At 73.6% G+C, this 17,329-nt stretch carries 20 protein-coding genes and 1 tRNA gene; 10 read left to right on the top strand and 11 right to left on the bottom strand.

What is annotated here, in order from left to right:
- The first annotated feature begins 269 nt into the window (after positions 1-269).
- Both ACFOYX_RS06535 and ACFOYX_RS06540 read left to right on the top strand, forming a co-directional pair.
- Positions 270-1,715 carry an alpha-amylase family protein gene (locus ACFOYX_RS06535; RefSeq protein ID WP_322439884.1) on the top strand — a complete coding sequence of 482 codons (1,446 nt, stop codon included), beginning with the start codon at positions 270-272 and terminating at the stop codon, positions 1,713-1,715.
- Between the two features lie 102 nt (positions 1,716-1,817).
- Positions 1,818-2,738: a L,D-transpeptidase family protein gene (locus ACFOYX_RS06540; protein ID WP_322439885.1), complete on the top strand. Its 921-nt coding sequence runs from the start codon at positions 1,818-1,820 to the stop codon at positions 2,736-2,738.
- Positions 2,739-2,747: 9 nt separating this feature from the next.
- Here the strand turns inward: ACFOYX_RS06540 and ACFOYX_RS06545 are convergent, their stop codons facing one another.
- The 4 genes from ACFOYX_RS06545 to ACFOYX_RS06560 all read right to left on the bottom strand — a co-directional run bounded on the left by ACFOYX_RS06545 (position 2,748) and on the right by ACFOYX_RS06560 (position 6,420).
- Positions 2,748-3,371 carry a response regulator transcription factor gene (locus tag ACFOYX_RS06545; RefSeq protein ID WP_322439886.1) on the bottom strand — a complete coding sequence of 208 codons (624 nt, stop codon included), beginning with the start codon at positions 3,369-3,371 and terminating at the stop codon, positions 2,748-2,750.
- A 106-nt stretch (positions 3,372-3,477) separates the two neighbouring features.
- The gene (locus ACFOYX_RS06550) at positions 3,478-4,629 is read right to left on the bottom strand and encodes a sensor histidine kinase (protein WP_322439887.1); all 1,152 of its coding nucleotides are present in this window, start codon (positions 4,627-4,629) and stop codon (positions 3,478-3,480) included.
- A gap of 29 nt (positions 4,630-4,658) precedes the next feature.
- Entirely contained in the window at positions 4,659-5,459 is an 801-nt protein-coding gene (locus ACFOYX_RS06555) for an ABC transporter permease (protein WP_322439888.1), read from the bottom strand.
- A 1-nt stretch (position 5,460) separates the two neighbouring features.
- Positions 5,461-6,420: an ABC transporter ATP-binding protein gene (locus ACFOYX_RS06560; protein WP_322439889.1), complete on the bottom strand. Its 960-nt coding sequence runs from the start codon at positions 6,418-6,420 to the stop codon at positions 5,461-5,463.
- 145 nt (positions 6,421-6,565) lie between these two features.
- On the opposite strand from ACFOYX_RS06560, the gene ACFOYX_RS06565 reads away from it, so the two are divergent.
- On the top strand, positions 6,566-7,417 hold the full coding sequence (locus ACFOYX_RS06565) for an alpha/beta fold hydrolase (protein WP_322439890.1): 852 nt from the start codon (positions 6,566-6,568) through the stop codon (positions 7,415-7,417).
- Positions 7,418-7,466: 49 nt separating this feature from the next.
- The gene (locus ACFOYX_RS06570; RefSeq protein ID WP_322439891.1) at positions 7,467-8,609 is read left to right on the top strand and encodes a site-2 protease family protein; all 1,143 of its coding nucleotides are present in this window, start codon (positions 7,467-7,469) and stop codon (positions 8,607-8,609) included.
- Here ACFOYX_RS06570 and ACFOYX_RS06575 read toward each other — a convergent pair.
- The 3 genes from ACFOYX_RS06575 to ACFOYX_RS06585 all read right to left on the bottom strand — a co-directional run bounded on the left by ACFOYX_RS06575 (position 8,606) and on the right by ACFOYX_RS06585 (position 11,504).
- A complete protein-coding gene (locus tag ACFOYX_RS06575) occupies positions 8,606-9,229 on the bottom strand; it encodes a maleylpyruvate isomerase family mycothiol-dependent enzyme (protein ID WP_322439892.1) in 624 nt (207 codons plus the stop codon). The two genes, ACFOYX_RS06570 and ACFOYX_RS06575, sit on opposite strands and share 4 nt — an antisense overlap.
- A gap of 404 nt (positions 9,230-9,633) precedes the next feature.
- Entirely contained in the window at positions 9,634-10,803 is a 1,170-nt protein-coding gene (locus ACFOYX_RS06580; RefSeq protein WP_322440007.1) for an FAD-binding protein, read from the bottom strand.
- Between the two features lie 74 nt (positions 10,804-10,877).
- Complete coding sequence (locus ACFOYX_RS06585) at positions 10,878-11,504, bottom strand: hypothetical protein (RefSeq protein WP_377533834.1); 627 nt, start codon at positions 11,502-11,504, stop codon at positions 10,878-10,880.
- 75 nt (positions 11,505-11,579) lie between these two features.
- On the opposite strand from ACFOYX_RS06585, the gene ACFOYX_RS06590 reads away from it, so the two are divergent.
- From ACFOYX_RS06590 to ACFOYX_RS06600, 3 genes are all read left to right on the top strand, one after another.
- Positions 11,580-11,798 carry a hypothetical protein gene (locus tag ACFOYX_RS06590; protein ID WP_322439894.1) on the top strand — a complete coding sequence of 73 codons (219 nt, stop codon included), beginning with the start codon at positions 11,580-11,582 and terminating at the stop codon, positions 11,796-11,798.
- An 80-nt stretch (positions 11,799-11,878) separates the two neighbouring features.
- Positions 11,879-12,187 carry a metalloregulator ArsR/SmtB family transcription factor gene (locus tag ACFOYX_RS06595; RefSeq protein ID WP_322439895.1) on the top strand — a complete coding sequence of 103 codons (309 nt, stop codon included), beginning with the start codon at positions 11,879-11,881 and terminating at the stop codon, positions 12,185-12,187.
- Between the two features lie 2 nt (positions 12,188-12,189).
- Entirely contained in the window at positions 12,190-12,732 is a 543-nt protein-coding gene (locus tag ACFOYX_RS06600; protein WP_322439896.1) for an SRPBCC family protein, read from the top strand.
- A 10-nt stretch (positions 12,733-12,742) separates the two neighbouring features.
- On the opposite strand, the gene ACFOYX_RS06605 is transcribed toward ACFOYX_RS06600, so the two are convergent.
- Complete coding sequence (locus ACFOYX_RS06605) at positions 12,743-13,951, bottom strand: FAD-dependent monooxygenase (RefSeq protein ID WP_322439897.1); 1,209 nt, start codon at positions 13,949-13,951, stop codon at positions 12,743-12,745.
- A gap of 71 nt (positions 13,952-14,022) precedes the next feature.
- Here ACFOYX_RS06605 and ACFOYX_RS06610 point away from each other — a divergent pair, with 71 nt between their 5' ends.
- Positions 14,023-14,601: a TetR family transcriptional regulator gene (locus ACFOYX_RS06610; RefSeq protein ID WP_322439898.1), complete on the top strand. Its 579-nt coding sequence runs from the start codon at positions 14,023-14,025 to the stop codon at positions 14,599-14,601.
- Between the two features lie 52 nt (positions 14,602-14,653).
- Entirely contained in the window at positions 14,654-15,169 is a 516-nt protein-coding gene (locus ACFOYX_RS06615) for a hypothetical protein (RefSeq protein ID WP_322439899.1), read from the top strand.
- 236 nt (positions 15,170-15,405) lie between these two features.
- On the opposite strand, the gene ACFOYX_RS06620 is transcribed toward ACFOYX_RS06615, so the two are convergent.
- Together ACFOYX_RS06620 and ACFOYX_RS06625 are read right to left on the bottom strand one after the other, a co-directional pair.
- The gene (locus tag ACFOYX_RS06620) at positions 15,406-15,813 is read right to left on the bottom strand and encodes a hypothetical protein (protein ID WP_322439900.1); all 408 of its coding nucleotides are present in this window, start codon (positions 15,811-15,813) and stop codon (positions 15,406-15,408) included.
- Between the two features lie 234 nt (positions 15,814-16,047).
- Complete coding sequence (locus tag ACFOYX_RS06625) at positions 16,048-16,506, bottom strand: hypothetical protein (protein WP_322439901.1); 459 nt, start codon at positions 16,504-16,506, stop codon at positions 16,048-16,050.
- A gap of 81 nt (positions 16,507-16,587) precedes the next feature.
- Between ACFOYX_RS06625 and ACFOYX_RS06630 the strand changes: the two genes are divergently transcribed.
- Positions 16,588-17,196: a hypothetical protein gene (locus ACFOYX_RS06630; RefSeq protein WP_109804713.1), complete on the top strand. Its 609-nt coding sequence runs from the start codon at positions 16,588-16,590 to the stop codon at positions 17,194-17,196.
- 47 nt (positions 17,197-17,243) lie between these two features.
- On the opposite strand, the gene ACFOYX_RS06635 is transcribed toward ACFOYX_RS06630, so the two are convergent.
- Positions 17,244-17,320 (bottom strand) — tRNA-Ile (locus ACFOYX_RS06635).
- Positions 17,321-17,329 lie beyond the last annotated feature (9 nt).

Below are 17,329 nucleotides of genomic sequence, written 5' to 3' on the forward strand. Positions count from 1 at the left end.
CCCCACCGGCCGACCCTGCTCCCTCCTCAGGTACGGAGCGGCGTGGCGAGCGGATCAGCCCGGTCGCGAATTTCTCGGCCGATCGGTCGAACCGGGTGCCCCCGGCGCGCGTGTAGCGCCAAATCCAGCGACGCATTTCCATCCGTTGACAGCCGTTGCAACACGCTTGTAACCTTGCCGAAAATTTCAGGCCACTGTTGCAAGAACTCGACAGTCGGAGTCCTCCCCGCGCCGCGCCACCCCGTCCCCCCGTACCCCCAGGAGTCCCGATGGATCGACGCCGATGCCGCTCGGCGGTCCTCGCCCTCGGCATGATCGCCAGCCTGCTCGTACCGACGGCCGTGGCGGCTCCCCCGGCCGCCGCGGCCCCGTCCGGCACCAAGAAGGTCATCGCCCAGCTCTTCGAGTGGAACTGGCCCTCGGTGGCCAGCGAGTGCACCAGCGTGCTCGGCCCCAAGGGCTACGGCTACGTCCAGGTCTCCCCGCCCCAGGAGCACGTCAAGGGCAACCCGTGGTGGCTGGCCTACCAGCCGGTCAGCTACCGGGTCGAGTCCCGCAAGGGCACCCGCGCACAGTTCCAGTCCATGGTGAACACCTGCCACGCCGCCGGCGTCAAGGTGATCGTCGACGCCGTCATCAACCACATGTCCGGCCAGGACAACGGCGGCACCGGCTGGGCCGGCTCGTCGTACGGGCACTACGACTACCCGGGCAGCTACCAGACCCAGGACTTCCACCACTGCGGCCGCAACGGCGGCGACGACATCGTCAACTACAACGACCGGTACGAGGTGCAGAACTGCGAGCTGGTCAACCTCGCAGACCTCAGGACCGAGTCGGACTACGTCCGGTCGAAGCTCGCCGGTTACCTGAACGACCTGCTCTCGCTCGGCGTGGACGGGTTCCGGCTGGACGCCAGCAAGCACATGCCGGCCGCCGACATCGCCGCCATCAAGGGCAAGCTCTCCCGCTCGGCATACGTCGTGCAGGAGGTCATCTACGGCGCCGGTGAGCCGATCCAGCCGACCGAGTACACCGGCAACGGCGACGTGCACGAGTTCCGGTACGGCAAGGACCTCGCCCGGATGTTCAACAGCGAGCGGCTGGCGTACCTGAGGAACTTCGGCGAGGCGTGGGGCTACCTGCCCACCGGCTCGGCCGCGGTCTTCGTGGACAACCACGACACCCAGCGCGACGGCGGGGTGCTCACCTACCGCAACGGCGGCACCTACGCGCTCGCGAACGCGTTCATGCTGGCCTGGCCGTACGGGTCGCCGACGGTGATGTCGAGCTTCACCTTCAGCAGCCGGGACCAGGGCCCGCCCTCGGACGCCGACAACAAGACGCTCAACACCACCTGCTACTCGGGCTGGCAGTGCGAGCACCGCTGGCGGGTGATCGCCAACATGGTGGCGTTCAACAACGCCACCCAGGGCGCCGCGGTGGCCAACTGGTACGACAACGGGTACCAGCACATCGCGTTCAGCCGGGCCGGCAAGGGCTACCTGACCATCAACGACGAGGACTTCGCGGTCACCGGCCGCTCCTACTACGCGGGGCTGCCCGCCGGCCGGTACTGCGACGTCATCCACGGCGACTTCAGCAACGGCTCCTGCAGCGGGCCGGTGATCACGGTGGACTCCAGCGGCTGGTTCGCGGCGAACATCAACGCGCACGACGCGGTCGCCGTCCACATCGGCGCGAAGCTGCCCTGACCCGGCCCGGCCGGCCCGATCCGACCGGCCCGGACCGACTCGGAGACCCCCCGCGCCGCACTTCAGCCGAGCGGGGGGCTTCCTTTCCTTTACAGTCATTTTGTGCTGTTTGACCGTTTGATCTCCCGATGGACGCTGGGCTGGCTGCTCGCCGCGCTCGGCGTACCGCTGCTGCTCCTGGCCGCACTGCTGGTCGGGCGGACGCTCACCGGCGGGCCGACGCCGACCGGGGCCGCGGCCGGCCCCGTGGTGACCGGCCCGGCCGGCCCCGTCGCGACCGACGCGGCGCCGACACCCGCGGAGTCGGTACCCGCGGCGGCGCCCGCCCCGGACGACCTGCCGGTCGTGGACTACGAGCCCGCGCCACGCGGCTTCCCCACCGACCCGGGATCGGGCGATCTCCGCCCGCTCACCGAGGGGCTCGCGCCCACCCGGCAGATCGCCGCCTACGACGCGCCCGGCGGACGCCCGCTGGCCTTCCTCGCCCCCACCATCCGGGACGTGAAGCTGACCATGCCGGTGGTCGACCACCGCGTCGGCTGGACGGCGGTGCTGCTCCCCTCGGCCAACCGCCGGATCGCCTGGCTGCCAGCCGGCGGCTGGACCACCGTCGCGCTCCGGGACCAGATCGTGGTGGAACGCCGACCGCACCGGCTGACCTGGTACCGCGACGGCCGCGCGGTGAAGTCGTGGGAGGTCAGCCTCGGCAGGCCGGGCCAGTTCACCCCGCTCGGGCGCACCTTCGTCCTCGGCCGCACGCCCCCGCCGCAGGCGGTCTACGGCGGGGTGGACATCTTCGCCCTCGGCGCGATCCCCGACGATCCGGGCGCCGTCCCGGCCGGGCTGCGCGGTGCCCACATCGGCCTGCACAGCTGGCACAACGACGACACCCTCGGGCAGAACGTCACCAACGGCTGCATCCGGCTGACCCGCAGCGGCCAGCGCCAACTCCTCGGCGAGGTGCCCGCCGGCACCGGTGTCGTGGTGGTCGACGAGCTGCCCGCCCCGCCGGCCACCGCCTGACCGGCGCGCTCACTCGCCGAGCAGCCAGCCGTTCTCCTCGGCGATGCGCACCGCGTCGGCCCGGTTCCGCGCGCCGGTCTTGCCGATCGCGGCGGAGAGGTGGTTGCGCACCGTCCCCTCGGACAGGTGCAGCACGGCGGCGAGCTGGGCCACCGTGCCGCCGCCCCGGGCCGTCCGCAGCACCTCGGTCTCCCGTTCGGTCAGCGGACTGGCCCCGGTGGCCAGGGTCTCCGCGGCCAGGGTGGGGTCGACCACCCGAAGCCCGGCATGCACCCGGCGTACCGCGTCGGCGAGCTGCCGGGCCGGGGTGTCCTTCACCACGAAGCCGTTGGCGCCCGCTTCCATCGCCCGCCGCAGGTAGCCGGGGCGGCCGAAGGTGGTCACCACCAGCACCCGGCAGCCGGGCACCGCGGCGCGCAGCGCGGTGGTCGCGGCGATCCCGTCCAGGCCGGGCATCTCGACGTCGAGCAGGGCCACGTCGGGCGTGGTGCGGCGGGCCTCGGGGACCACCTCGTCGCCCCGCCCGACCTCGGCGACCACCGTGAGGTCCGGCTCCAGCGACAGCAACGCGGCCAGCGCCCCCCGGACCAGCGCCTGGTCGTCGGCGAGCAGCAGCCGGATCGGCCCGCTCAAAGGTGGCCACCTTTCGTTCGCGACTGCGGGGCTCGCAACCCCGGCTCACTCCTCGCGCTCACGGTGCCCACCTTTCGTTCGCGACTGCGGGGCTCGCAACCCCGGCTCACTCCTCGCGCTCACCGGTGCCCCGGTCCATCGGCAGGGCGACGCGGAGCAGGAAGCCCGGTCCGTCCGCGCGGCGGCCGACGGTGACGGTGGCGTCCAGCCGCCGGGCCCGCTCGCGCAGGCCGACCAGCCCGTGTCCGTCCGAGCCGGTCTCCGCGGCGGGTCCCCGCCCGTCGTCGCGGATCTCGACCAGGCCCGGTTCCACCCGGATCTCGCAGCGCCGCGCCCCGCTGTGCCGGACCACGTTGGTCACCCCTTCCCGAACCGTCCAGCCGAAGAGTTCGTCCCGCTCCGCCGGCAGCTCCGGCGCCGCGTCCGGCAGCTCCGCGGCGATGCCGGCGGCGGCGAGCGCGGAGCGGGCACCCGCCAGTTCCCCGGCCAGGCTCATCCCCCGGTACGCCCCTACCGTGCCCCGCACGTCGGCGAGGGCCTGCCGGGCCAGCCGTTCCACGTCGGCGATCTCGGTGGCCGCCCGGTCCGGGTCCAAGTCCAGCAACCGCCCGGCCAGCTCGGCCTTCACCGCCACCACGGTCAGCGAGTGGCCGAGGATGTCGTGCAGGTCCCGGGCGGTGCGCGCCCGCTCCTCGGCCACCGCCAGCCGGCGGATCTCCTGCTGGGCGGCCTGGAGTTCGCTGTTGCGCTGGGCCAGCCGGGTCACCCCGAACATGGCGAACGAGGCGAGCAGCACCGCGAAGACCACGGTGCCCTCCGCCTCCCAGCCGGGCACCAGCGCGGCCGTGACCGGCGGGGTCAGCGCGGCCAGGGCGACCACCACCAGCGCCTGCCGGTTCGGCAGCAGGAACACCGCCGCCGCCGCGACGAAGACCAGCGTGGTCAACCAGTCGCCACCGGTCCCTGGGATGCCGGCCAGCCCGAGCGCGAGCAGCAGCGCCACGGCCGCCCAGGCATGGCCGGCGGGGATGCCCCGGTGCTGCTGCCGCTGGCCCCGGGCCCACTGGAAGACGCCGACGTAGAGGACCCCGAAGGCGAGCAGCGTCACCGCGCCCACCACCCGCCGCCAGACCTCTGGCTGGTGCAGGGCGGCGAGCAGCGGGATGTTGAGGAAGAAGAGCCAGACCGCGGCCAGCAACCAGCCGGTGACCCGCCAGTGGCGGCTCGCCGGCCGGGGCAGGTCCGACGGGAGGTCCATCCGGAACACGCTAGTCTCCGCCGTACCCGTCAGACCCGGGTGGTGTCCCGGCGGAACAGCCGGGCCGCGCCGAGGCCGAAGAGCACGGTCCAGCCGGCCACGTTGCCCAGCGCCACCCAGTCCAGCCCGGCCCCGGTCAGCGGGGCCCGGGCCAGCTGGCCGACCCCGTACACCGGGGTGAACTTGGCGATCTGCTGCAGCACGTGCGGCAGCACGTCGAGCGGGACGAAGAGGCCGCCGAGCATGGCCAGGATCGCCAGGATCGGGCCCATGAACTGCATGACGTTCTCGGCCGGGGCGAGGTAGCCGACGAAGAGCCCGAAGGCGGCGAAGACCAGCGAGCCGAGCCAGGCGGTGAGCCCGGACAGCAGCCAGACCTGGACGGGCAGCCGGACCCCGGCGGCCGCGCCGACCGCGAACTCGACGAGCACCGCGATCAGCCCGAGCACCATGGCGGTGGCCACCTTCGTCGCCACGTACGCGGGCGGGCGCAGCGGGGTGAGCCGGAGCTGCCGGCTCCAGCCCAGCGCCCGCTCGGTGGCCACCGCGGCACCGGCGCTGGTGGTGGCGACCATGGCGCCGTACACGGCGAGGCTGATCATGATCCAGCCGGTGACCGGGCGGCCGTTGGGCAGCTCCTGTCCGCGTTGCGGGAGTCCGAAGAGGAGGAAGAAGACCGCCGGCATGACCAGGATGAAGACCAGCGTCCGGCGGTTCCGCAGGACCCGGCGGATCTCGATGGCCAGCACGGCGATGGAGAACCCGCCCAGGGCGGGCGGCCGCCGGTCGGCGCGGGTGACGGACGGGGCGGAGGGGGCGGCGACGGTCATCTCAGGCTCCGATGGTCTGGGCGGTCGGGCGGGCGGCGGTCGGGCCGGGGGTGGTCGAGCCATCGGTGGCCGGGCCGTCGGTGGTGAGGGCGAGGAAGGCGTCCTCGAGGTTGCGGGAGGTGATCTCGACGTCCCGGGCGGCGGTCCGGGTGAGCAGGTGCCGGGCGACCTCGTCCGAGTCGTCGGTGCGGACCAGCACCACGTCGCCGCGTACCTCGACCGCGCGGACGCCGGGCAGGGCGGCGAGCACGGCCTGGTCGGCGCCGGGGAGGGTGGCCCGGACGATCCGGCCGGCGGCCAGGTTCTTGATCTCCGCGGTGGTGCCGTCGGCGACGACCCGGCCCTGCCGCACCAGCACGATCCGGTCCGCGTACGCGTCGGCCTCGTCCAGGTAGTGGGTGGCGAAGATGATGGTCCGGCCGGTCCGGGCGTCGGCCCGGATGGCCTGCCAGAAGTCCCGCCGCCCCTCGACGTCCATGCCGGTGGTGGGCTCGTCGAGCACCATCAGGTCCGGGTCCGGGAGCAGCGCCAGGGCGAAGCGCAGCCGCTGCTGCTGGCCGCCGGAGCACTTGCCGACCAGCCGATCGGCGATGGACGCGATGCCTGCCCGGTCCAGCACCTCGGCCACCGGCCGGGTCCGGCCGTAGAACTCGGCGGTCATCCGCACCGTCTCGCCGACGGTGAGGTCCTTGAGCAGCCCGCCGGTCTGCATCACGGCGGCGACCCGGCCGAGCCGGACGGCGTCGGCGGGGGTGCCGCCGAAGAGCCGGACGCTCCCGGCGTCCGGGCGGGCCAGCCCGAGCAGCATGTCCACGGTGGTGGTCTTACCGGCGCCGTTCGGGCCGAGGAAGGCCACCACCTCACCGGGCTCGATCCGGAGGCTGAGCCCGTCGACGGCGGTCACCGGGCCGAAGGTCTTGGTGAGTCCGGCCAGTTCGACGGCCGGTGCGGTGTCGGTCATGACAGGAATGCTCCGGCGGCCGGCCGTCCCGCCCCCGGAGCGGCCGTCACGTTCCGGCCATGACATTTGTCAGGCCGCACAGGTGCGGGGGCGGCCCCGCCGGGTAAGCGCCCCCGGACCACGCCGCGGAACCGGGAGGAACGCCATGGCCAGCGCGCCGACGGTACGGGTCGACACGGTCGTGCTCATCCACGGCCTCTGGATGACGCCCCGGAGCTGGGAACACTGGGTCGACCGGTACGCGGCCCTGGGCTTCAAGGTGCTCGCCCCGGCGTGGCCGGGCATGGAGGCCGAGGTGGCGGCGCTGCGCGCCGACCCCACTCCGATCGCCGAGCAGCGGATCGCCGACATGGTCGACCACTACGCGGCGATCATTCGGGACCAGCCCCGCCCCCCGATCATCATGGGACACTCCTTCGGTGGTCTGGTCACCCAGCTGCTGATCTCCCGCGGGCTCGGCGCCGCCGGCGTCGCGATGCACCCGGCCCCGGTCAAGGGGGTGCTGAAGCTACCGCTCAGCACGCTGCGCTCCGGGTTCTCCATCCTGCGCAGCCCGGCCAACCGGCACCGGGCGGTGCCGTTCCCCCCCGACGATTTCGCGTACGCCTTCGGCAACACCCTGAGCCGCGAGGACTCCGACGCGGCCTGGGAGCGGTACGCCGTCCCCGGCGCCGGGCACGTCTTCTTCGAGGGCGCCTTCGCCAACCTGGACCCGAACTCGGCCACCAAGGCGGACACCCACCGGGACGGCCGGGCGCCGCTGCTGATCACGACCGGCACCGAGGACCATGTGGTGCCGCCGACGCTGGCCCGGTCCGCCGCCGGCCTCTACCGGCCGTCCCGCGCGGTGACCGCCTATCACGAGTTCCCGGGCCGGTCGCACTTCGTCGGTGGTGAGCCGGGCTGGGAGCAGGAGGCCGACTACGCGCTGGAGTGGGCGGTCGAGGCGGCCAACGAGTTCTCGCCGACCGTGGTCAGCGAGGCCCCCGGCCGGTGATCGGTGCGGGCGGTGGCATGTCGGGACGAGGTGGGGGTATGACGGACGCATGAGGGCGAGCTTCCGGCTTGGCCGGATCGCGGGGGTACCCGTCGGGGTCAACTGGAGCGTCCTGGTCATCTTCCTGCTGATCGCCTGGGGGCTGGCGGCCAACCAGTTCCCGCGCGCCTACCCGGACCGGCCGGCGCTGGCGTACGCGGCGGCCGGCCTGAGCGCGGCGGTGGTCTTCTTCCTCGGCCTGCTGGCCCACGAGGTGGCCCACGCCGTGATCGCCAAGCGCAACGGCATCGCGGTCGAGGGGATCACGCTCTGGCTCTTCGGCGGCGTCTCCGAGCTGCGCGGGGAGGCCCGCGACCCGGGTGCGGAGCTGCGCATCGCCGGGATCGGGCCGCTGGTCAGCCTGATCATCGGCCTCTTCTTCGGCGGCATCGCGATGCTGCTGGCCCTGGCCGGCGCGCACGGCCTGCTGCTCGGGTCGCTGGCCTGGCTGGCCGGCATCAACATCCTGCTGGCGATCTTCAACGTGCTGCCGGCGGCGCCGCTGGACGGCGGCCGGTTGCTGCGCGCCGCGGTGTGGAAGGCGACCGGCGACCGGACGAAGGCCTCGGTGGTGGCGGCCCGGGCCGGTTGGGTCCTCGGCGCGCTGCTGATCGGCCTGGGGCTCTGGCAGTTCCTGGTCGGGGCCGGGGTGGGCGGGCTCTGGCTGGCGCTGATCGGCTGGTTCCTGATCGGCGCGGCCGGCATGGAGGAACGGCAGGCCCGAACGGGCAGCGCGCTGCGCGGGGTCCGGGTCACCGACGTGATGACGCCGCAGCCGCAGACCGCGTCCGGGGACATGACGGTCGCCGACTTCGTGGACCACTACCTATTCGCGTACCGGCACTCGACGCTGCCGCTGACCGAGGACGGCCGGCCGGTCGGGCTGGTCACCCTGGACCGGGTCCGCGGCATCCCCGCCGATCGGCGGGCCACCACCACGCTGGCCGAGGTGTCCTGCCGGGCCGACGAGCTGGTGCTCGCCGCCCCGGACGAGGCGCTCAACGACCTGCTTCCCCGGCTCAGCGAGTGCGCCGACGGCCGGGCACTGGTGGTGACCGACCAGCGGCTGGTGGGGATCGTCTCGCCGAGCGACATCAGCCGGGCGGTGCAGCGCGGCAGCATGCGCGAGCAGATGACGACGGGCCGCCGTTAGGCAGGTGCCGGGGCAAGCCGGGCGGTGAGGTCGGGGGCGCCGGGGCCGGAGAGCTCCGGGAGGACCGCGTAGCGGCCGGTGAGCAGGAGCAGGATCGCCGCGATCGGTCCCTCGACCTGCGGGCCGCGCCCGACGGACCAGTCGTGGTCGACGGCGACGAGTTCGAACCCGTCCAGCCGGCGGCGGGCGTCGAACGGCCAGCCCATGGTCCAGGCCCTGGTCGCGGCCGTGGCCGCCGCGTCCGTGGGCATCGGGCGGCTCCGGCCCAGCGGCAGGGCGATGTCCTGACCGTGCACCAGGACGTCCAGCAGCGGCTCCAGACGCGTCACGCCCGGCGCCTTCCGGCGCGATCCGACCATGCCGCGCAGGCGGATGGCGTACTGCTCGACAGGGAGCGCGGCCTGCCGTACGGCGGTGTCGTGGATCATGCGATCGAAGCTGCCGCGGGCCCGCAGCATCGCCACCGCCGCGGACCGCACCCCGGTGTGGGCGAGGGTGAGGTGCGCGGCGACCTCGCGGACCCGCCAGCCCGGCTGGTCACCATCACCGCGCGCGGCGAAGCCGCGATCCGGGTGGCGAGAGCCGCCGAGGCCGAGGTCGAAGCCGAATGGACGCGGCACCTGGGCCGGCAGGCCACGAGCCAACTACGGCGGGCGCTCACCCGGCTCCGGGAGATCACCGACCCGTACCAGTGATCAGACCGGCGTCGCCCAGCAGCCCGCGCAGGGACGCCCGGGTGAAGGCGGCGATGGTGAACGAGTCGGTGATCACGCCGTCCCGGATGAGCGCGCCGACCTCGCCGGGCGGGCGGGCCCGGACGGCCCGGATGCCCTCCCCGTCTCGGGTGCCCCGACCGCCCGGATCCCGACCCGCACCAGCCCGTCGGGGCCGGGAAGCTCCTGCGCCATCACACTCCTCGGGGATCCACGATGGACGATCGGGCCTCCAGGCTAGTCAGCGCCACGGCATCGTGGTTCCGCTGACCGGTCCGACGTCCGGCGCGGACGGCCCTCGGTGCGGACGGCTAGCGGCGGGGGAAATAGCGGTCCAGCTCCTCGGTGCGGAACTTCCCGGCCGGGTCCAGGTCGCACAGCAGGGCACGGAAGTCCGCGAACCGGGGGTACGCGGCGGCGACCGCCGCCGGGTCCAGCCCGAAGACCTTGCCCCAGTGCGGGCGGGGCGCGAACGGCGCCAGCCGCTCCTCCACCGCGGCCACCACCGGCGTCACCGCCGACGCGTCACCGATCCAGGTGAAGTGGATCGCCAGGCTGTCCCGCCCGTGGTTCGGGCTGAGCCAGAGCGGGTCGGCCGCGACCGTACGCAGCTCGCAGATCTGCAGCACGGCGGCGATCCGGTCGGCCACCCCGTCCAGGGCGGCGAGTGCCTCGGCGGCCACCTCGCGCGCCACGTGGTACTCCGACTGGAGCTCGTCGCCGCTGCTCGGGGTGAAGCCGAGCCGGAAGTGCGGCAGCCGTTCGTGCCATGGCCCGGGCACGCCGAGCTGCGGGGTGCAGTTCTCCGCCGGCATGCCGGGCACCGGGTGCCGCTGCGCCAGAGCCGCCGTCGTACCGAGCCAGTCCGCCGGGGGCGGCGGCTGGTCGGCGCGCTGCTTGCGCCACACCTGGTCGAGCCGCGCGGAGCGCCAGTCGGTGAAGGCGCTGACGCTGTACGCCGAGGCGAAGGCGGCGTCGAGGGCGTCGCGCGGCAGGCCGAGCCGGACGTACTGCCGGACGTCGAAGGTGGGCACCACGTCCAGGGTCACCCGGGTGACCACGCCGAGCGCGCCGAGGTTGACCACCAGGCCGGCGAACCGCTCGTCGGCGCGGTCCACGGTCAGCAGGTCACCGTCGGCGGTGACCAGTTCCAGGGCGGCGACCGCGGTGGCCAGGTTGCCATGGGTGTCGCCCGAGCCGTGGGTGCCGGTGGCGACCGCGCCGGCCACCGAGATGTGCGGGAGGGAGGCCAGGTTGGCCAGGGCGTACCCGTGGGCGTGCAGCCGGGTGGCGAGGTCGCCGTAGCGCAGGGCGGCGGCGACGGTGACGGTGCCGCGCTCCGGGTCCAGCTCGACGGCGGGTGGCAGCCTGGCCAGCGAGACCAGGTCCCCGGTGGTGTCGCCGAGCCGGTTGAAGGAGTGCCCGGTGCCGACGGCCCGGATCCGCTCGCTGCCGGCGACCAGCCGGCGCAGCTCGTCCATGCTGGACGGGGTGTGCCGGCGGCGGGCTACGTAGCGGACGTTGCCGGCCCAGTTGCAGCCGGCGGGGCCGTCGCTCACGAGGTCGTCCTCCGGTCCCTCGCCGGCTGGTCGTTCACCGGCCCGTCGCTCGCCGCCCGATCGCTCCCGTCGCTCGCGGGGCGGTCGGGCGACGCGTCGGCGGGACGGGCCCGGGCGTCGATGAAGCGGTCGCCGGCGTACCGGGCCAGCGCCGCCGCCACCTCGTCGGGCGCCTGGCGCACCTGCGCCAGGTCGAGCAGCTCGATCGCGGCCCGCCCGTCGGCCGGGTGGTACGCGGTGGCCGGCGGGCCGGGTGGCAGCGCGGTGCCCGGCACCCCGAGCAGCCGGGGCGAGCCGGACCGCGAGCCCGGTCGGGGTGCGTCGTCGAGCACCAGGGCGTCGAACTGGTCCCACCGGTACGTGCCGCGCAGTCCCGGCCGCCGCACGTCCAGCCCGTCCGGTCCGATGACGAAGCGGAACGGTCGCAGCGCGCCGAGCAGCACCACGCCGCCGAGGATGACGGCGCCCAGGGCGGCCAGCGTCCGCAGCACCCGGTCGCCGCCGACGATCAGCACCGTCACGCCGCCGACCACGCAGACGGTGGCCAGCACCAGCGGGCCCCGGTCCCGGCGCAGTTCCATGTGGTCGTACCCCCGTTCGCGGCCCATCGTCGGGTGCATCATCCGTCGCCTTGTCAAGGGGTGGACACCGGACGATCGGGCATGGTTGCGGCGGCGTGGACGGGGAACCCTACCCGGATGAGCAGCTACCGCGATCCGACCCTGCGCGGCGACGTGTACCCCTCCGAGGAGGAGATCGACCCGACCGGCGTGGGCCCCGACCCGGCCGGCGCGCCGTCGGCGTACCCGACCGCTCCGGTGCCGGCACCCACCCCGGAGCCCGAGCCCGACCCCGCGCCCGGACCGAAGCCGGCGCCCCGGGCGGCCGGTCCGGGCGGGCTCAGTGCTGCGGCATGACATCGCGGCGCGGTCCCGGGGACGTCGGGACCAACGTGTATTACTTGACAGGCATATGAGCGAGAGGGCATATTGGGCTGGTGTCCGTCGACGCCTTCGCCGTGCTGGCCGAGCCGAGCCGGCGCCGCATCCTGGAACGGCTGCGCCGCGCCGAGAGCAGCGTCGGCGACCTGGTCGACGCGCTGGGGATGAGTCAGCCGACCGTCTCCAAGCACCTCAGGGTGCTCCGCGAGGCCGGCTTCGTGACCGTCCGCACGGCGGCCCAGCAGCGCATCTACCGGCTCGACGTACGCCCGCTGCGGGCCGTGGACGACTGGCTGGGGCCGTACCGCCGGCTCTGGGCGGACCACCTCGACGCCCTCGAACGCCATCTGGACAGTCAGGAGTGACCATGGACCGCGACCGCTTCCGACCCGGCCCGCTCGCCGAGGTGGCCCGGGTGCCCGCCGACGACCGCTGGGAGCTGGTCTTCGTCCGGGACCTCCGGCACCCGCCCGAGAAGGTGTGGGCCGCCCTCACCGAGCCGGACCGGCTCGCCCAGTGGGCGCCGTTCCTGGCCAGCCGCAACCTCGACACCCCGGGCGAGGCCACGCTCAGCACGGTCGACGGCGACGAGAGCTTCCCCCAGCCGGCCACCGTGCTCCGCGCCGAGCCGCCGACCCTGCTCGAGTACACCTGGGGCGACGGCCTGCTCCGCTGGGAGCTGAGCCCGTCGGCCACCGGCACCCGGCTGACCCTGCGGCACACCGTCGACAAGCCCGAACTGGCGCCGATGATGGCCGCCGGCTGGCACCTCTGCCTGGACGTCGCCGACCATCTGCTCGACGGCGACCCGGTCGGCCCGATCCGCGGGGCCGAGGCGATGGACTTCGGCTGGGACGAGCTGCGCGACGCGTACGCCGAACGGCTGGCCGCCGAACCGCCGGCGCACTGACCGGCGGACCTCACGCCCGGCGCGGCGCCGGGGTGTCCGGGAGGGTGATCGCGGTGGCGGCCCGGCGGATCGGCTCGGTCACCCGGCGGATCATCCGCTCCCGGCCGGGCAGGTGCGGCATCAGGCGCAGCATCAGCGTCTGGAACCGGATCTGGGCGGCCGAGCCCAGCACCATGCCCTTGAGGTTGCGCTCGGCGAGCCCCTGGTTCGCCGCGACGAAGGGGCGCATCCGCCGCTCGTAGTCGGCGAAGCCGGCCCCCGGGTCGTCGGGCGCCGCCGCGAGCGAGGTGGCCAGCACGTACGCCCCGACCAGGCTGAGACTCGTGCCCTGCCCGGACGCCGGCGACGGCCCGTACGCCGCGTCCCCGACCAGGGCGATCCGCCCGGTCGACCAGCGGTCCATCCGGACCTGGCTCATCGAGTCGAAGTAGAAGTCGGGGGCCGCCCACATCGCGTCGAGCAGGCGCGGCACCTGCCATCCCAGGCCGGCGAACGCCTCCGCCAGCAGCGCCTTCCGGCCGGCGACGTCCAGGTTCCCGGCGGCGCCCTCGGGCGAGGGGAAGATGAACATCGCCCTGGCGTCCGGTGAGCCGGCGGTGCGGTAGACCCCGACGCTGCGCCCCGGCGCCGGGTGCATCAGCTCGACGCGCTCCTCGCCGAACTCCGCCGGCACCGTGAAGATCGCGATGTGGTGCCCCAGCGGCCGCAGGTGGGCCGATTCGGGACCGAAGGCCAGCCCCCGCACGTTCGAGTGCAGCCCGTCCGCGCCGATCACCAGGTCGAACGTCCGGTTCGGGCCACGCTCGAAGGTCACCTCGACCCCCTCTGGCGACGGGGTCAGGGTGGCGATCGAGTCGTCGAAGACGTACTCCACGTCGCGGGTGGCGTCGGCGAGGATGCGGGCCAGGTCGCCGCGCATGATCTCGGCGTCGTCGCCCTCCCGGCCGCCGAAGAGCGCGGCGTCCATGGTGGCGAGCTGCGCGCCGGCCGAGTCCACGAAGCGGGCCGACCGCATCCCGGTGTCGTGCCGCTCGACCTGCCCGCGCAGGCCCATCCGGTCGATCACCTCCAGGGCGGCGCCCCGGATGTCCACCTTGTAGCCGCCGTCGCGCAGCGCCGGGGCGCGCTCCACGACGGTCGGACGGAAGCCGTGGCGGCGCAGCCACCAGGCGAGCGCGGGGCCGGCGACGCTGGCGCCGGAGATCAGGACGGTCGTCATGCCGCTCACTGTACGGATGTTTCAGACGTTTGTGCAAGACATTTGTGCCAGGAATCGGCTAGGCTGCCGACATGGGAAATCGGGAAGACCTGCTCGCCGGCGCCAAGCGCTGCCTGATCGAGAAGGGGTACGCGGGCACCACCGCCCGGGACATCGCCGCCGCCTCCGGCACCAGCCTGGCCGCCATCGGCTACCACTTCCGCACCACGAAGGCGCTGCTCAACGAGGCCCTGTTCGAGGCGATGGCGGAGTGGGGCGAGGAGCTGCAACGGGCCCTCGCGGTCGACGCCGCCCCCGACGCCACCCCGGAGCAGCGGTTCGAGGCGGCCTGGGCCCGGATCATCGAGTCCTTCGCCCGGCTGCGGCCGCTCTGGGCCATCCAGTTCGAGCTGATCGCCCAGATGGACCGGACCCCCGAGCTGCGCGAGGCGTTCGCCACCGCCAACCGGCAGGCCCGGCTGGGGCTGGCCGAGATCTTCCACCACCTCGACCCGGCGACGGACGAGGCGGGGGCCCTGGCGCTCGGCGCCTTCCACCAGGCGCTGCTGGCTGGGCTGGCGACCCAGTCGCTGGTCGACCCGGACAGTGTCCCCACCGCGCGGGACCTGATCCGGGCGATGCGCACGGTCACCGCCGAGTTCAGCGGCTGACCGGGGGGAGGGGGCAGCGCGGAACCACACCGGTGTGATCTGATCCCTGCCGATGACGACACCGGACGCCCCCGCCACCGAGCCCGCCGGCACGGTCACGCCGCCGCACGTACGCCGCATGATCGTGCTGATGCTCGCCAACCTGGCCCTGAGCGCCCTGCTCGCCGGCCTGATGCTGGTCTTCCAGGAACAGCTGGTGAACTACCAGCTCGCCCATCAGGCGCTGCCCGCCGGCACGGACCTCGCCGCCGCCCGGGAAACGCTGCACTCCTCGGCGTGGTCCCGCATCCTGCCGGTCGCCCTGATCTCGGTCGCCTACCTGGCGGTGATCCACGGGCTGCGGCTCGGCCGGCGCAAGGCGTATCGGCAGGTCATCTTCATCTCGGTGATCGTGCTGGCCGCCACCGGTCTGACCCTCACCCAGCCGTTGCCGTGGTGGGTGCGGGCGGTCAACGTCGCGAAGGCGCTGGTCGCGGCCGCGCTGCTCGTCCTGGCCAGCCGTCGACAGGTCCGCGAGCGGTTCGCCGCGACCCGCCGACCCGACCTGGTCGACGGCTTCCCGTCCTGAACGTCGCCGTAGTAGGCCGGGTCGGTGTGGTCGGTGAGGTTGTCGGCGTCGGAGGAATGTGCCGCCGCTGCCCTTCCCCGGACCGACCACGCGGGCGGCAGCGCGGCCCGCAAATCACGCCAGCCCCGGCCCGGTGCATGCCGGTGCAGCGGGCCGAGCCGCAGACCGGCCCAGTCGACGCCGGCGAGCGGCGCTCCAGTCCGCCATGATCAACCGGGCGAAGAGGCGACGCGCGGTCAGCCGGCTGACCTTCCCGTACGGCCTCGACGGATCAGCCAGGCGCCGCCGCTGACCACGGTGGTGCCGAGAGCCGCCCCGACCAGGACCAGGAGCGCTCCGACCGCCCAGAGGCCGGTGTCGTCGGTCGCGGCGGCGTGCGCCGCCCAGGCGATGGTGAAGGTGATCGTCATCACCGGGGCAACCACCCACGGACTGAGCAGCCAGCCACCGACGGCGGCGATCAGGGCCAGGGTGAGGACGCAGCCGGCCACCTGCCACGGGGCGTACGGGCCGCTGGTCGCGCCGGTCTCCGGGTCCACCGTGTACCCGGTCTCCCAGCCCAGCCAGGCCCACCACGCCCCGACCGTCGCCGCCGCGAGGGTCAGGCCGCCGAGCAGGGTACGCGTCCACGTCGTCGAGTTCACGGCCTGATCCTTCCGGTCGGGGTCGATATCCGGATGAGCACGCGTACTCACGATTCTCGTACGGCGGATCCCGCGCAGCGGCCGGTGCTCAGGCCGGCGCCGTACCGCGAACCGCCCAGGCCCGGGCCGCCAGCCGGATCGACCCGTCCGGGTCGACGGGCACCCGGGTGGACAACGCTCGCGCAGCGCGGCACGCGACGACCGCGTCGCAGAAGTGCCGCATCATCGCCGGCGCTACTCCTCCACCGGCAAGTCGTGAAACCACCGCCGGGACGATGCGGGCACCAGCAACAGGCCGACGACGACTGACGCACCAAGGCTCTGCAGCAGCCCTGACGCATCAGCCCCGGCGAACGCGACGACGCCATACACAACGCTGGCGGTCGAGAAGACGGTTGTCCAAAAGCGGGCCCGCCCGCTACCACGCCACAGGCCGAAAGCCAACGCCAGGACAAGAAGCCCCGCTATCAACCCACTGGCCCTGGATGGGCCACTCGTCAACATCTTCCCCGCCGGGATCGCGGTCGCCACGAGCAAAATCACCACGGCGGCGGTGACCGGCACGGGGACGTGTCGCTGACTCTGCTCGATCACGGGCTCATGGTAGGTGTCGTTCGCCCGGTCCACCAGCGCCACCGCCACCCACGGGGCCTCCGCAAACATGCGCGCTTTGACGCCCAGTGTCCCGTTCATGGCCGTCCGTTTTCCCGATCCGTGCGTCCTCGCCACTCGTATCGTGACGATGACCCCTGTCGGCCACGGACGCTGAGGTGCATGGACGACAGAGAACGCGAGCAGGCGCTGCTCACCGCCCTGACCACCGAGCATTTCGTGCTGCAGACCTCGCGCAGCGCGACCGTCACCGAGTCGGTGGGCCGGGCGACCGTCTTCCTGACCATGCTCTCCGCCGCGCTGATCGGGCTCGGTTTCGTCGCCAGCAACGCGGCGCTCGTCCGGCCGTACCTCGGGGCGGTGCTGCCGACGCTGGTGATCACCGGACTGCTCACATTCCTGCGGCTGGTCCAGAACATGGTGGAGAACGAGCTGGATCTCGCGCGGATCCAGCGCATCCGGGCGTACTACCACCGTCGGCTGGCCGGCGAGCACGACTTCTTCGCCGACGCGGTGCAGGGCGAGGGCATCATGCGGGCCACCTGGGCGGCGGTCGGCAACGCGCCCCGGCGGGCGCAGCTGTTGCTGACCACGGCGGCGATGGTGGGCGCGGTGAACGCGCTGCTGGTGGGGCTCGCGGTCACGCTGCTGACCGGGCTCGCGGGGCTGTCGTCCGGGTTCGCGATCGGCCTCGGCAGCGTATTGGCTCTGCTGGCCTTCGCCGCCCAGGTCGCCTACATCAACCGTGAGTCGATCTCCCAGCCCGGGTAGGGGGTTACCCGGACTGTGGCACCTGCCCGGCTACCAGGGTTTTCGCGTGGTGGGGCGGGCGGGACTCGAACCCGCGACCGAGGGATTATGAGTCCCCTGCTCTAACCCGCTGAGCTACCGCCCCGTTACCGCG

It is taken from the genome of Micromonospora sp. GCM10011541 (assembly GCF_042650725.1).
In the GTDB taxonomy this organism is placed as follows: Bacteria; Actinomycetota; Actinomycetes; order Mycobacteriales; family Micromonosporaceae; genus Micromonospora; species Micromonospora sicca.